This is a genomic window from Pedobacter sp. P26 (assembly GCF_050632135.1).
Classification (GTDB): Bacteria; Bacteroidota; Bacteroidia; order Sphingobacteriales; family Sphingobacteriaceae; genus Pedobacter.
The window spans coordinates 1,822,744-1,838,309 of record NZ_CP192574.1 but is presented as its reverse complement, the minus strand read 5'-3'; the positions used below and the strand labels follow the sequence as shown (position 1 = coordinate 1,838,309).

Below are 15,566 nucleotides of genomic sequence, written 5' to 3'. Positions count from 1 at the left end.
AGATGAAAAGGCCACGACCAATTACGATGTTTTTAATACTGATCGTTGCAGGAATCACATTTCCGGCATTTGCACAAAAGCAAGCAGCTAATGACCTCACCCGAATTTTTAAGGGGAAAGAGGTAGTTGTTGCTGCCCACCGTGGCGATTGGAGAAATGCGCCAGAAAACTCTCTGCAGGGACTTAAAAATTGTATAGCATTGGGTATTGATATTATTGAAATTGACCTGCGGAAAACCAGCGATGGGCAATTGGTTATTATGCATGACCCAACTATAGACCGAACTACGAATGGAAAGGGAAAAGTTGCAGATTATACGTTGGAACAGCTTCAAAAATTTTGGTTGATAAATGGAACTGGCCACATTACTGCACACCGTGTTCCTACCTTAGAGGAATACTTATCCATCGCTAAAGGAAACATTATTATCTGTGTGGATAAGGGATTCGACTATTTGGATCAGGCGCTGGCAATGATCCGAAAAAAAAGATGCAAGAACAGATCATTTATAACATTCCACCTATTTCTTTAGATAGCCTGAACCGGCGGTATCCGGCATTGCGCCTGGATGGCATTGCCATTAATATACTTATAGATATTCGTAAAGCGGATGTTAAGGAGGTGATTACCTCTTACAGGCACCGAAAGCACACTCTTATCCACCCTACCTTTTCTTCTGATAAGGCAGACTTTGTAAAGTGGATACCAGAAATCAGGAAAATGGGACTAAGCATCTGGCTTAATGCGCTCTGGCCCGAACACAATGGCGGACATGATGATGACATGGCTGTGGAAAAGTCCATGCCCGACCAAGCCTGGGGCTGGCTTATTGCAACAGGTGCAAGTGTGATCCAAACTGACCGGCCAAAGGAGCTGCTTCTTTACTTAAAATCTACTAAACATCACCATTGATACTAATCAAGGTATCATTCTAAATCAACATTTTAAATTCAATCAATAGTTATCATGAAGCGTGTAAAAATGAAACCTCCATAGCAGCCCATCAAGAAAAGATCGATTCCCTATAGGTTAATGGTCGTCACAACAACTACTTTAAATAAACAACAAAAAACATGATTATGAACATTAAAAAAATTAGTTTATCAATATTTCTGGTCTTTACGGCCACCTTTTTACAGGCACAACTCTTAAATACAGATAAGGTTATCAACACTTTAAAGTCTGGGCGAAAAAATGACCTGATCGCCGTTTGTGCCCACAGGGGATACTGGCGTGAAAATGGGGTTCCGGAAAACTCATTACTGGCCATTAAACGTGCTGCCGATATGAAAATTGAAATGGTAGAAATCGATATCAAATTAGACAAAGGGGGCAGCCTGTACTCATGCATGACTGGAACTTGGGTAGAACAACGGAGTTAGGGATGGGTAGAAATGATCTGGTAAGCAGTTGGTACAGCAGTGCGTTGAAAACTCTTCGTTTAAAGGATAAAAACGGCAGGTTAACCAACGAGCATTTACCCACATTCAGAGAGGTCCTTTCTTACATCCGCGACCAGAAAATTGCTATTGTACTGGCTTTAGACATTAAAGATAAGAAAGCTGCAAAAGTATGTTGGGACATCATGAATGAAGGCGAAGGATGGAAAAATGCCTGGGGAACTCCCAGCCGTAAATGGACTATTTTCAAGTTGAATGCAACAATCTACAGTGGGCCGGGCGACGTTGAAAGTAGTTTGGGACTAAGGGGCGGAAATTATAGTGACTTTAGATTCGTACCTGTTTATACCACTAATATGGTGGATAAACTTAATTGTCTGGCACACTATAATTCGTTCAAAAACAAACCCTATTTTATTGGCGTAGAAGTTAATATTAAACAACAAAATGGTATTCATCAGGATATCTTGAACCAAGCTTGGAGAGATGGAAAGACAGCTTGCTGCTTTAACGCTATACCTGATGCAGGTGGCAATAATTTCAATAAGGCAGACGGCACCTGCTGCTATACATTAAGTAGTCTTTATTATAAATCTTCGTCCGGAAAGGCAGATACCCAGGATAATCGTGGAAGCTGGCAATGGCTAACCTCTATGGGCATACACTGGATTACTACAGATGAGCCGGTTAATCTGATTAACGACTGGTTAAATAAAGGATTTAGAAACACAGCCTACTATTATTAAAGATTCTGCGATCAGAAGCAAATTTTCTAACATTTATAATTTTAAAAGATATTCTATGAAAACTACATTTCAACTTGCCTTTTGTACTCTCGTTGCCTTGGCATCGTTTAGCAGTTGTAAAAAACACTCCATTGTTGAGGAGTCCCTTAATGGTAAAAATAGCGAGCAATTGCTATCAAATGGTGTTAAACAAGCTAACTTCATTACTCCTGATTCAGTTGCTGGCATCCAGGGAAATAAATGGGGGAAAATAAGTTATGACCTCAACTCAAACCGGGTTAATGGAGATTCTGTTCTGCTTAGTTTTGACGGCAACTTATGCCGTGAAATACATGCAGCCAATGGCTACACGCTTAAATATGCTGATGTTTCAGGTACTTCGATATCCAGCATCAGTCTAAAGCAGGTACTTGCAACGAACCTTAAGGTTGTAGATTCTACCACAGATCCTGAAAAAACAAATGAAATGAGACAGACCTGGTTTACGTTTAGTGATGGCAAACGATACGGAATGATTCCAGTAAAAGACCGCTACCTGGTATTATTTAAAGGTGATAACATCCTTAAAACAACCGCATTGTTCGTACTTCAGTTAAATACAATTGAATATATCCCAGGTCAAATGAGCGGATACTACTTCGGTGGCGTAAAATTCGACTATAAACGATTGATTTAAGTATACTCAACAAAGGTGTCCGTTTAATCGGACACCCTTGTTTTTGAAAATTATTTTATTCCTAACCTTCATAGGTGAAATATTGTTCTTCAAGGCAATGTGAATTTTGTTATAAATCATGTTTCGGTTATAATAGCGTGATTTAAGTTCACTAGCTGACACTAGGAATCAAATAGTTGGGCTATTAAAAGAAAAAATGTTCGCTTTTTTCTTTTTTTGCATCAATTTCAAAAAAATAGCAATTCAAATCTTTTTCGATAGTGAGCCGTGAGAATTACCTTATCCCTTAATTTAACCATCCTAGGAAATCAAATCCTACAGATACATAAATTTGTATAATTACCCGGTGTGTTTAAACGTATAAATCATGTATCTAATTGCCTGTCAATCGCCAACCGATTGCCCGATGCGATCTCAATAGGATTAACAGGACCGAGAATAGGTGGAAAGGAATCATTACGAGTACCTTATAAATCTTAAGAAATTATTTTGAATTACTAAAATAATTAGGAATCTTTGCAGGACTTTTTGTTACCTTAATCCGCATGATTTTGCCGGTCAAAATTTAAACAGTAAAGCGGTAATGTGAAGCAAAAAGATTGGAATGCTAAAAATGGGAAAAAACAATATATAATGAGCATTGAAGGCGCGACATTTAGAAAACAGATAAAAATAGGAGGCGACTTGATCGTAATAGATGAAGTGAAAGGCGATGATCTATTATACAGAGTATCGGTTAACCAGAACTTCAAGGGATACCTTCAGAAAAGGAGCGGCCAGTTCCATCGGATAGATGGATCGGATATACATAATCTTTTGTTTGCCAAGATATGCCAATCCCTGGAAAATCACTCTGCTTAGACCAATAGTATAAAAATCCTGGTTTTTATTGGAATAAAAAACATAAGGCAACAGCGCATTCACATAGACATCAATTAAGGGCGGAGAACCTCGTGGCCCATTTCTAAATAAATAATTGATTTGAAAAACAAGAGAAGTTATTGTTGTGTAAATTAAAATAAGCTGACCATAATTACCTTAGAGAAGTTTTGCAGGATTAAAATTCGGGTAACAGAGATTCCCGGGTATCGGAATTTCACTCTATTGCATTATGGAAAATCAGCGTCCCACATCCAAAGAGTTTGGGATTTACCAAAAAGTAAATACTTACCTTTAAAATTCTGATCTTCGTTTAAGCTATACTTAAAAATTGCACTTGGCAGGAAATCGGTTATACCAAATTTTACCGCTTTTAAAAGGTACAGAAGTAGGCAACTGCGTATCATACTTTTGATTTGTATGCTCTACCCTTAAGCCTCCTAAAGCTTCTGAGCATGGAGTAAGTTGCCATTTACCTTGAACATAACCGGCAATAATGTTCTCTTTAATGGTAAATGCAATATGCTTTGACATTATGAATTTAAATCCATCTCAACTTTTACGACACTTTTGTATTTTGTCAATGCCTTAACTATTTTTTTGAGTATTTCTGAGCTGGCTCCATCCAGATAAATTTTTATCTTATTCTTATCCATGTCGCTGATTTTCCAGTTATGAACTCTATGGAGAAAAGATTTTTTTTCAGGGGAGCCAATTTCATCGAAGAAATGCACCAACAATTTGCTCGATCCACTAGACTCCAGAAACACAAAAATTTATGCTTTCAGTTTTAGCGGCTATGAAGAACTTCATTAAAGGGAATATATAAATATCCAAATTTAGGGAAATGGGCTAAATTTAGCGATTGCTGTTTTATTAAGGCAATGGCATAAACTAGAGTAGCTTAGACAAACACACGATATTGGTTATAATAGTACTGATTTACAAAAACTTAGTTGACACCTGTCAAAGATGCAATTACAAGATTTGAATATAAAAGTATTGGCATCATAGATGATTAACAATATCTTTCTGTAATCATCACCTCCTTCGATATCGAGCATAAAATACTGTCTCATAGTAAAAAAGTATAGTCACGAATCTTATTTTTTGCTGTAAAAACATTTTCATAACAGTTTAGAATAGCGAAACCTATAATACAAAAACTGAGAATAATGTAAGAGATTGTGGTTAATCTCAGGTTGATGACACAATTTTACCTTTGCAAAATATTCAAAAAAAATTAAATGTTTTAGGAAATGATATCACAAACCTTTGAGATAAGGTTTGAGTTTAGGAAATTCTGATTTCCAGTTACGCTTTTCAATTTCAATTACCACAATCCCATTTGCGGCCCTATATCCCTCCATTGCAGCTCCAGTACCGCCTGTCTCTACTTTCAATGATTCAATATATTTCGGTTTGATTAAGCTTTCGATCAATCTGCAATCCTTATTGCAGTATCGATAATTTATGACAACTAGACACCATGGACCAAAAGGTGGCTTAGTAACAAAACTAGGTGGAAGACTTCTTAATGGCTCTCGGGTATAGATATTCATCCCACTGAGCAAAAAAACACCGAGCAAGAAAATGTTTTTTCATACATTCTAGATGTTTTGGAATTTAGTGCATAAATCTTTTAATAATTGTGCGGCATTTTTTTTCAAAATGACTTTAAATATTCAAAATTTGGATATTTAAAGTTTTAAATTACCGTTTAGAATAAGTGAAAAGAATTTTTATGTTCATCTTACGCGTTATTCTTTGGTTAAGCAGGAATTATACTCAAAAGCGCCAGCACACTGCAATTCTTAACCGATTCAGTCCTTGGTTCTTTTTTCAAAACAGTTCTTTTTCTCAGCTACACCAGAAGAAGACTTTTCCGTTAATTTCCATGCTAACTTGAGCCGCAGCGGCTTGAAAAAAACATTTATTTGAAACTTTTCTCCTTCATTTTGATCATACCTATAATTTGATTTCCATAAAACCATTTACAATTGAAGTTCCTTTATTTTAATTAATCCTTAAGTCCTCATTTAGATTTTAACTGCATGATAAACTAACGGAGTTGAATGTTTACATATCTGTATTTACTTTAAACTTGCTCCATGATCATTTTGGAAATCTTCTCCACCCCATATTTTCTGTGCCGAAAATTTTTCGGAAGGATTGGCCCAAAAGGGATCACTTTCTGATAAGCCAAGTGGTAAAAATATGTTGGATGCGATGTAAGGGCTTCCTTGATTGTTATAAAAATCGCCTAAGGAAGGTTGTGCTCCATAAAGGCCGATCGTCAACCAGCCTGCTTTGTAAGTTGTCGGACTTTCTAAGGTTTTTTGATGACTGCTGTTAAAGCGCTCCTTACTTGTCCAGGACTAAGTTGCTTTGGCAATGCCTTTCTCAGAGCCATATTCGCCAAATGATGAAAAGCAGCTCCTCTATATATAATAGATCGACCCGTGGCAGGATAACTACCATCAGCATTGATCAAACGCTCCTGAATAATAGCATAACGCTCATTTCGTTTACGAATTTTATCAAACATGACATTATACGCAGTTGTTTTTTTACCGATAATGTTCGCAATTTCTGCCAGATAAGGGTGAATTACATAACTGTTATAATAATCAAAAGCAAATGATGTCCCGTCAGTGTACATGCCATCTCCAGTGTACCATTGCTCCATTTGTTGCAAAGCATAATCAACACGCATCGGATCCCAATTATAACCAAATTTAGCCATGAAAGCTTCATTCATAGCAGAAAACAGGAGCCAGTTGGAGAACACGGGCTTGAACCTTCTTGTGGTAGCTATTGAATTAACCAATAGTGACTGACTCTTTTTATCTAGGTTTTCCCAAAGCCATGGTGCACGAGTGAAGGCAATGGCTAGAAAAGATGCATCCACAAGCTGTTGACCGCCAATATCAAAGTTCATAAAATCTTTGGCATTTGAGTCTAGAGCATTTTTAATACCTTGCAGGGCCCAATCCCGATATTGTTGTCTTAAATCTACCTCTTGCTTGCTCCCCCTTCCAGTTGTAGCCAGGGTGCAATGCCACTTAATACCCGTCCCAGAATTTCAAGATATTGGACTTTAATTCGATGTTCTTTATTATCGACATGAACGGAAGTTACCTGCGGCATAGAAATGCGTAAACTATCTTTGGCCAGATTATAGATAACAGGCCGAACCATTTTTTCCATTTGGGCTAACCAAAACTGACGATCGGTAATCACTGTTTTTTTGGATTGATGGTTTTTTTCTGTGAAAAAACCGAAAAACTTATCATGATCAGAACGAGCAAAATCATGTATTTATTTTTAGGAGTCATAGAGAACTTATTTTTATTTGGTTAAGAAACGATAATATTCACAGCCAGCGAGTAAAAATGCGCCAACGCCAAAGTTTGCTGTAGATTTTGCATCTACTATTTGTCCGGGAATGGCTTTTTCACCAATCGGCTGGACAAAACCAACCCTTCCATCCTTTTGAAGGGAGGTTTGAGTTAGATAGTTCCATCCCAATTTAGCTGATAGAAGGAATCGTCTTTCTTTCAAAATACCATTATTGATACCCCAAAATAAACCATATGTAAAAAATGCGGTACCACTGGTCTCTGGCCCAGGTGCATGTTGTGGATCAAGCATGCTTCTGGTCCAATAGCCACCTTTTTGTTGCGAATTAATAATGGCCATGGCCATACCTTTATAAATTTTAAGGTAGTCTTTGCGGTGCGGATCATTTTTAGGCAGATCTTTCAGCACTTTTGCTAAACCAGCGAAAACCCATCCATCACCTCTTGCCCAAAAATCCTTTCCTCCGTTACTCGATTTATGTTCTGGATAAACATATTTAGCATCACGGTAGTACAGCTTGGCTTTTTTATCATACATAATACTGTTAGAATAGGTTAGGTACTCATGAAGCTTTTCGAGGAATTTCTTATTTCCGGTTAATTTGTAAAGTTTGGTCATCACCGGCATAACCATATACAATCCATCTGCCCACCACCAATAATTATTTTTGTCAGTATTTATTTGATAGCCCATTACCTCTTTCGCCCGAGCTATTTTTTGTTCATCAGGCTGAATATTGTATAAATCGATATAGGTTTGAAAACAAATTTGCCAATCGCCAAAAAGCACATAATCATCCCCCTCACCGTATTGATATTTCCATTGCGATTGATCAGTGGATTTAGCCCCCATCCAATTGTTGTATATGGCCCAATCTTCAGAATATTTCCTGTAAGCTTCATTTTTTGTGAGTTGATAAATTTCCATATTGCCAGTGTGGTAAGCCGCATGGTCCCAAAATGCCCTTACTTGAGGTTTGTTATTGGCTTGCCAATAATGGTTAACCAAATTTATTTTCGCTAGAACGGCTTCACTTTCTTGTGCACAAATTATATTCGACGCAAGCAGAGTCAGAGCAAAGATTAGCGTTATAAATTTATTTCTTTTCATAATTTAATAAGTTCTATTTGTTTTAATGTAAAAATAACATGCAAATTTCCCTGGCATCGTTAAAACTAGTAGTTCAATGCATACTTCCCGGGTATAGCTTGTTGCATTGCCCATCATGATTTCTGTAGACTGCACAAAATGATGATAAATTATATATCATCTTCACGATCTGAATCACACTTTCATGTCGGGTTCCCATAAATCCCTTCCTTTGCATTATCAGCAAAAATCAGATTGTTCATGGGCAAAATATAGTATCGGTTGCGAATCTGCCACACCATACCCTACCTTGTGATTTTCGAAAAGGTTATCATTTTCCGACTTTAGGAAATAGTATACATCATTTTCCGTAGCTACCTTTAAAAGGTGTAACTTGATATGCGCAATTATTGCCTGGTCTTTAATCTTTTTGGCTAAACAAAATTGCAGTAAAAAGAAACTCCAACAACAAGCTGTCAATTAATATTTTTCGTTGTTTTCTTGTTAATCTTTTTTTTGCTATTAGGGCTTACTCCAATTCTATTCAAGCTGAAAATTTCAAGTTTCAACATTACTATAACTCAATTTGTCGGGAAACCACTAACTGATCAAGTTGTAGGTATTGGCAAAATAGCGAAATAATTTACTGATAAAAGGGGGTAAATACAGTTATTTAAGTGGGTAATTTAAGCTGAAACAAAATATAGCGTTTTCTTCAGGCTATGAATGTATGCTGGTTAAAGGTTCTCGAACTTTTTTAAAAAATTTTCGTTTCATAAATTTAATTCCCCTAGTTCAATAAAGGTTTGGCATTGTTGGCCAAAAAACCAAATTTGACTTAGTTACAAAATCACCTCATTATTCACGTTTGCCGTACAATACTGAATTTCAACTACAGACAAATTTTGATAAAATGCAAGTATATTTAAGTCCAGTGACAAGCTGGTCTCTCCATTTGAAATTTATCTGCTATTTCATAGACAAGAAGCTTCAGCCTAAATGGTAATAAAAATGGCTCTTCGCCAGCTTAATAAAGATAATGTTGTGTGGTCTGACCATAAAATTTCTTTTAGTCAATCTATTGAGTAAATTGATAGATTTTTTCGATGAAAGGAATAAATATCCTGTCTTTTTTCAAGCATCTAGATCTCACTGATATGAATAACCCAAACCATCTGGCCGAAGCGAGGGGCTAGTTCGAAGTTTCCACTACCGATCATCTTGTATATATGCTCCTGAAACAGCAGCAGTTTGCCTATTAGCAAAAATCGGCTTGCAAAAATGATGATACTTCAGGTTAATTATCTAGTTGATTTCGCCTCTAGAAATGAGAGTAAACCATTAGCCTTTTCTGACTGCCAATACCATTAGTATAGATAATATTTGTATTACTTTACCTTTATTTTTTAATGAGTAATGACATAATGTAATCGTCCCCTCGTCTTGATGAAGCTGGATCTTCAATCTATCGACACCTAAACTCTCAAAAACTGTAGGCGAAGACATAACGATTTAAATGAGATCTTTGATAGAAAGTTCTGAGAAACTAACTTGAGCAAAACATTAAACCTTCTATAAAAAGTCGTGCCGCCTTAAAATTTGCCACTAAGCACTGCATAGGATCTGCAGAATGGTTCGACTGAAATGGTATTCTTAATAACTTCATACTCTTGGTAAGATCTAATGATTTTCTAATTACGTGGGATAACTGTTTTATGGCCTGCTTTATCCCTTAATTTATGATTTAATGGAGCTAAACTTAAATCAACATTAATGTAATCCAGTATCAGATTGCTTTCTTAATTTTAGCATAAACAGTAATTTATCAGATAAATAATTCAGATAGAAGGACAAAATTAAGTAAAAAGCAAGTATACACCAGATCCCTAATCTTATTTAGAATTTTGCAAATCTGGCTCAAAGCAATAGCAGATGACGAAAAAAGTTAGGCGTTATCAGGAATGCTTGCGATTGAAATCGTTTATTTAATTTTTTCAAAATTTCAAGATTTGCGAATGACCCTGTGTTTTAATGAAAGATTAGCCTTGTACTTTTTCACATAGTCAGAGGGTCTCATTCCGAAAAGCTTTGTAAATTGTTCTCTAAAATATTTAATATCGGTAAAGCCACAATGGATTGCAGTCTGGCTTATATTATATTCTGAATCAATTAAAAGCTGTGCTGCCTTTCTCAATCTAATATAACGTATAAATTCTATTGTTGTCTTGCCAGAAATCGCCTTGATTTTTCGATATAGTACTGAAGGTGATGTAGCTAACTCATCGGCAAGTGTTTTTATATTAAAATCTGAGTCATCTAGGTGCCTTTCTGTTATGGAGATGCATCGTTCTAAGAATAATTTATACTCGTTAGAAATTTTAAAATCGACTGATTTGAGAGTGATCTCATTGAAAAAGTATTGTTGAAGTTTGGTCCTGCTTTTCAAAAGGTTTGCTACTCTAGCAATTAGGATATCCTTTTCAAATGGTTTGGTTATGAAGTCATCTGCTCCATGTTCGATACCCTTAAGTTTAATTTCTGATGAAGAGCTAGATGTTAATATAATCACGGGAATATGGCTCAGTTCTGGAGTATTTTTTATATTTGCACATAAATCCAATCCACTTCCACCAGACATAATCACATCTGTGATAATAATATCTGGCATATGTGTCTCTGCCAGGGCGAGACCTTCAGTACCGTCTAGAGCTTCGAAAATCAAATAACTATCTATAAAAATTTTTCTGATATAAATTCTGATATCGTCATCATCTTCCACTAAAAGAATTGCTTTCTTCTCCGTAGTGATATCGAGTGTTTGAACATCAACTTCCTCTTGAATATTGGCTAGCTGCTCAACTTCCAATGCTTGGTGATCATCCCAAACATCCAACACTTTAGATGAGAGCAACATAGATTTATCTTCTATAATTTCCTCAGGCTCAAAATGAGTCGACCCATGTAATAAGCCAAAAGTAAACTTAGACCCCTTCCCAAGATCACTTTGAAAGTCAACCACCCCGTGATGTGCATCAATTATCTTTTTTACCAGAAATAATCCAATTCCAAATCCGGTAGTTGAATGCCGTGTATTGTCTTGATAATACCTGTCGAAAATTTTTGACCTCGCTTGATTGGAAACACCCGAACCAGTATCACTTACTTGCGTCACAACTAAGTTTTCTAAAACATTAATCTCTACTGTTATACATCCATTACTCGGTGTAAATTTAAATGCATTAGAGAGAAGATTAAATAACACCATTTCAAGCTTTTCACGATCTCCAAAAACAAACACTTCTTCTTTGGACGTGATGAAAGTGTAGACAATATGATTTAATTTTGCCTCATGCGTGAATGAGATAAAAATCTCCCTACTGAATTTGATGAGATCGAATTTATGTACTTTCAAACTTTGTGTCTCTGATTTCCTGAATGAAAGTAACTGGTCAACAAGTGATAAAAGTCTTTTGGCATTTCTGTAAACGATTATAAGTTCCTTTGGATCTACAAAGCTCTCTTTGCTATTTAGAAATTCTTTTACCGGATTTATTATCAGGGTCAGGGGCGTTCTGAATTCATGGGATATATTGGTAAAAAAGAAAGTTTATTCTCGATAATTTCTTTTTCCCGGTGAACGTTTGCATTAGCAATCTCCACTTGATATTTCAAAAACGATTGACGCTTATAATAGCATATAAATAAATAACCAGCTGCTAAAATTAGAATAACATAAAATGTAAATGCCCAGACGGTGAAATACCATGGTGGTAATATTTTAATCGAAAGAATTTTTTCCTCTTTTTGCCAAACGCCATCTGAATTTGAAGCTCTAATTCTTAGCCGATAGTTTCCTTGAGTAAGTTTAGTGTAATTCGCAGTTCGAACATTTTTAGAATCGTTCCAGGTCCGGTCCCAGCCTTCCAGATAATAGGCATAGACAATTTTACCAGGAAGGCTATATTCAAGCGCTGCGAAATCAACAGACAAAGATTCACCAAATGGGACAATGATCTTTGTTATATTCCCATTTTTTACGCCTCCCACTATACCATTATCGTCTGAGGAGACCTGCTCATTATTGATTCGGATTCCAGTTATAACGACTGGAACTAATGCACTTCTCGGACGGAGGCTATCTGGATTAAAAATACTAAATCCTTTTAAGCCTCCCAGAATGACTTCCCCGGAACTTAGCTTCAGAGCTGAATTATCGAGAAACTGATTGCTTTGTAGACCATCTTCCTGATAAAAGTTTAAAAATTTTTGTGTTTTTATATCGAATCTTGAAAGTCCACTGAAAGTAGTTAACCACAGTGCTCCTTTGTCCTCCACTATTGCAAGAATTGAATTATTACATAGACCATTGGCAGTGGAAAACTGCTTGATGATTTTTCTACGCTTTCGGTCAAACAAAATTAGCCCCCCACCCTCAGTTCCTATCCAGAAATTACCAAACAAATCCTCAGTAATCGCTCTTACTGGCTTTCCAATTTCGTTATATTCATAGATCTTTTTATCTCGATTCATCTTAATGAGTTGCGATACATTTCCCGCCCATAATGTATGACTACGATCCTCAGCTAATGACAGTAAATTTTCTTTCAATTCTTCATCGAAAACTTTGAAACGATCTTCTTGCCTATCAAAATAGTAAAGCCTTCCATGAGAAAATGTTGTGGCCCAAAATGTCTTATCATGAGTCTCCAAAAGTTGCCAAATGTTATCGTTTTCGAATCCTGTGAATGGATTCAAGCATTTATAGCGTTTAGAGCGTTTAGTATCTTTAATAATTCTAGTTATTCCTCCGCCATATGTAGCAATCCAAATATCCCCAAGAAAGTCGCTTTTTATACAGCTTATGAAATTATTGCTGCTTGAGGTTGAATTATTAGGATTTTCTTTTAAATTTTCAAATGAATTTCTTTTGCGATCCCATATACTGACACCACCACCATCTGTTCCAATCCAAATTTTATGGTTCCTATCCTCATAGAAAGAGGAAACATAATTACTTGCTAAACCTGTTTCGAGGTGGGGAGTGGCTGAAATACTTTTAAAACCACGACTCCTATTATCAAATATTATTATTCCTTCCTTTGAACTTCCAACCCATTTTCTACCGGTCGGATCTTCATATATTGTAAAAATCAACTGATTTTCAATAAACCCATCTATTGGCTTCCAATATTTTTTATCCTGCATCAATCTGGTAATTTTCAAGCCGCTCGACTTCGTACCAAGCCACAGTTGATGACTCGAGTCGATATGCATGCTTATAACTATATCCGCAGACAACTTCGCGTTATCTATAATAGATAGCATTTCTAATTTACCAGAATTTAGATTTAATCTTCGCAAACCGTTGCGAGTGCTAATTATAATCCCATTTTTATGATCCAGTGCCATGCATGATAAAAAGGATGGCAGGTGAACCACAAGTTGTATAGTTTTTGTCGCGCGGTTAAAGGCAAATAACCCAAACCCCTCAATAAGTAAATAAATCTCATTTTTTGGGGTTACAAGAATATCCGAAACACTAAAATGTGGGATTTTAGCCCCATCTTTTTCTAATAAAATCTGTTCAGCATATTTCCTATCGCTACGTTTAACATAAAACCCAGATCCATTTGTTCCGATGTACATGTCGCCTCGATTGTCCGCCAGAATCTTCTGAATTTGTGCTTTCAGTATAAAAGGCTTTGGATCGTTCCAACGAATGCCCTGAAGAGCAGAAAATTTGTTACTAAGGGGATTATAAATGCCCACTCCCTGACCGGTTCCAACCCATATATTTTGATCTTTATCTTCGTTAATAGAGTAGATATAATTATGTGGTAGAGAGCTCTGATCTCCTAGTATACTTCGAAAGATTAGAAAATCATAGCCATCATATCGATTTAGTCCATCATGAGTACCGAACCACATAAATCCATTTGAATCCTTAAATATTGCTCTGACGGAATTATTGGACAGGCCTTTCTCAATCCCAAGCGTTGTATAAGGAAGTTCTTCAAGCGAATAGCTTACATTGTGCACCAACATGAAAAATACGAATATCAGGCAACTCTTAATTTTTTTGAGATATTCATTTACAGGATCGTATGTGTTATTTTTTGAATGAGAATTTTATTTATAAACCTCTTATATGCTGAAGTGTGAAAGGTAATGACTATCAAAAACATCATAACATTGTTACCTATAAATTTAACATAGGACATCTGTTGAAGATTAAAGCCTTTATCTTAACAATCAGTTAAGAGTTTGGCATGCAAAACATATCATAACTCTTAAGGAAAATTTGAGTTGCAACAATCATTATTTTTAAGTTTACCCAAAGTGTGGTTAGGCACAAGGAAAACTGTTTGTGAAATAGTCTTTGTTTGAAGCAACGACAATGCTACTGCTGAAACAAAAGTACCTAAAATTCACTAACTTTGCTCAATTTCAGAAATGAAAAAAGCATATTATAAATTTGATGATAGCTACAAAAGGCTTAATCGAATATGAGGTAACCATAGCCTTCCTACTCAAACATTCCGCCTACAAAATTACGAGTAGGACTTCGATTTGATACTTCCATGTTGATTGGCAAAAATCTTTTCACAAATCTCAAGAACCAAACAGATTTATCATAACTGCAAGCTTCATTGAAAACAAATATTATATTTGCTGATAACAATTGCGTCGTTTTTTGCATAACTGAAAGTGCGGCTTTAATTGATTTCAGATAGTGTAATTCTATGAAATGTCACAAAATTCAAGGCAGGTGTTGTCAATTTATCCTTTACAATCGTTTTATAGTTAGCATCCTTAGATAATCTCTATTAGGTTCTACCAATATTAAGAAAAGAATCATGATTTAAAGGTTGCAATAAAAGGTATATTTTGCTGTGTCTCGTCTGGTTGCTTTTTTTACGTTGTTAGTTACATGCATTTGTGATAATTTGCATCATTGCTATTATTTCATAGTACATTTTAGCATTTTTGGTGGGAACTACTATTAAAGATTTTGAAGGATAAGAGTCGCTTGTTAAACTCAGCAGTGGGGGATCGTTACGCGTTTGACAAACTTTATCAAATGTATATACTCAAAATGGTTAAATTTAAAGTTATTGCACCCTAATAATCAAATGTGTATAAGTCATCTTAAATTACGAATAAATTTTTCTGCATTTCTTAAATAAGCTCTAAGAACTGTCGTTATTATTATGTAATCCTTAGTAATTCTAATTTTTGATAGAGTATTCCGTTTCAGCCAAACTTTGCTACGAAGCGTGGAGGGCTTATGTTTGATATCACATAAGCCCTCAGCCGCTGACTCCGCAATTAACAGTTTAGCAACATCCATTACGAGTAAGCCTTGGTTACTATTTAGAAATCATTAGATCGTTCAAATCGCTGCGTAATGG

10 protein-coding genes and 2 pseudogenes are annotated in these 15,566 nt (G+C 35.9%); 5 read left to right on the top strand and 7 right to left on the bottom strand.

The genetic code is table 11. The features are described from left to right. Window positions 1-2: 2 nt before the first annotated feature. From ACQ86H_RS08430 to ACQ86H_RS08410, 5 genes are all read left to right on the top strand, one after another. On the top strand, window positions 3-533 hold the full coding sequence (locus ACQ86H_RS08430; protein WP_431294464.1) for a glycerophosphodiester phosphodiesterase family protein: 531 nt from the start codon (window positions 3-5) through the stop codon (window positions 531-533). Then, on the top strand, window positions 491-913 hold the full coding sequence (locus ACQ86H_RS08425; RefSeq protein ID WP_431294463.1) for a hypothetical protein: 423 nt from the start codon (window positions 491-493) through the stop codon (window positions 911-913). The genes ACQ86H_RS08430 and ACQ86H_RS08425 overlap by 43 nt, the downstream gene beginning before the upstream one ends. 167 nt (window positions 914-1,080) lie before the next feature. Beyond that, window positions 1,081-1,383: a hypothetical protein gene (locus tag ACQ86H_RS08420; RefSeq protein ID WP_431294462.1), complete on the top strand. Its 303-nt coding sequence runs from the start codon at window positions 1,081-1,083 to the stop codon at window positions 1,381-1,383. A 2-nt stretch (window positions 1,384-1,385) separates the two neighbouring features. After that, on the top strand, window positions 1,386-2,147 hold the full coding sequence (locus ACQ86H_RS08415) for a hypothetical protein (RefSeq protein ID WP_431294461.1): 762 nt from the start codon (window positions 1,386-1,388) through the stop codon (window positions 2,145-2,147). Between the two features lie 55 nt (window positions 2,148-2,202). Then, complete coding sequence (locus ACQ86H_RS08410) at window positions 2,203-2,823, top strand: hypothetical protein (RefSeq protein WP_431294460.1); 621 nt, start codon at window positions 2,203-2,205, stop codon at window positions 2,821-2,823. A 1,203-nt stretch (window positions 2,824-4,026) separates the two neighbouring features. On the opposite strand, the gene ACQ86H_RS08405 is transcribed toward ACQ86H_RS08410, so the two are convergent. The 7 genes and pseudogenes from ACQ86H_RS08405 to ACQ86H_RS08375 form a co-directional block, all read right to left on the bottom strand. Then, complete coding sequence (locus ACQ86H_RS08405) at window positions 4,027-4,236, bottom strand: hypothetical protein (protein ID WP_431294459.1); 210 nt, start codon at window positions 4,234-4,236, stop codon at window positions 4,027-4,029. Window positions 4,237-4,967: 731 nt separating this feature from the next. Then, a complete protein-coding gene (locus ACQ86H_RS08400; RefSeq protein ID WP_431294458.1) occupies window positions 4,968-5,105 on the bottom strand; it encodes a hypothetical protein in 138 nt (45 codons plus the stop codon). 690 nt (window positions 5,106-5,795) lie between these two features. Next, window positions 5,796-6,903, bottom strand: a pseudogene (locus ACQ86H_RS08395) (DUF2264 domain-containing protein). Window positions 6,904-7,053: 150 nt separating this feature from the next. Beyond that, complete coding sequence (locus ACQ86H_RS08390) at window positions 7,054-8,073, bottom strand: glycoside hydrolase family 88/105 protein (RefSeq protein ID WP_431294457.1); 1,020 nt, start codon at window positions 8,071-8,073, stop codon at window positions 7,054-7,056. A gap of 2,083 nt (window positions 8,074-10,156) precedes the next feature. Then, window positions 10,157-11,566 carry a hybrid sensor histidine kinase/response regulator transcription factor gene (locus tag ACQ86H_RS08385; protein ID WP_431294456.1) on the bottom strand — a complete coding sequence of 470 codons (1,410 nt, stop codon included), beginning with the start codon at window positions 11,564-11,566 and terminating at the stop codon, window positions 10,157-10,159. Between the two features lie 66 nt (window positions 11,567-11,632). Continuing rightward, window positions 11,633-11,707 (bottom strand): annotated as a pseudogene (locus ACQ86H_RS08380) (hypothetical protein); the annotation flags it as partial. An 8-nt stretch (window positions 11,708-11,715) separates the two neighbouring features. Beyond that, complete coding sequence (locus tag ACQ86H_RS08375; RefSeq protein WP_431294455.1) at window positions 11,716-14,199, bottom strand: ligand-binding sensor domain-containing protein; 2,484 nt, start codon at window positions 14,197-14,199, stop codon at window positions 11,716-11,718. Window positions 14,200-15,566 lie beyond the last annotated feature (1,367 nt).

Coding starts and splice junctions, on each gene's coding strand:
- ACQ86H_RS08415 (WP_431294461.1), top strand. CDS start 1,386: ATGGGTAGAAATGATCTGGTAAGCAGTTGGTACAGCAGTGCGTTGAAA.
- ACQ86H_RS08410 (WP_431294460.1), top strand. CDS start 2,203: ATGAAAACTACATTTCAACTTGCCTTTTGTACTCTCGTTGCCTTGGCA.
- ACQ86H_RS08375 (WP_431294455.1), bottom strand. CDS start 14,199: ATGTTGGTGCACAATGTAAGCTATTCGCTTGAAGAACTTCCTTATACA.
- ACQ86H_RS08420 (WP_431294462.1), top strand. CDS start 1,081: ATGAACATTAAAAAAATTAGTTTATCAATATTTCTGGTCTTTACGGCC.
- ACQ86H_RS08425 (WP_431294463.1), top strand. CDS start 491: ATGCAAGAACAGATCATTTATAACATTCCACCTATTTCTTTAGATAGC.
- ACQ86H_RS08405 (WP_431294459.1), bottom strand. CDS start 4,236: ATGTCAAAGCATATTGCATTTACCATTAAAGAGAACATTATTGCCGGT.
- ACQ86H_RS08430 (WP_431294464.1), top strand. CDS start 3: ATGAAAAGGCCACGACCAATTACGATGTTTTTAATACTGATCGTTGCA.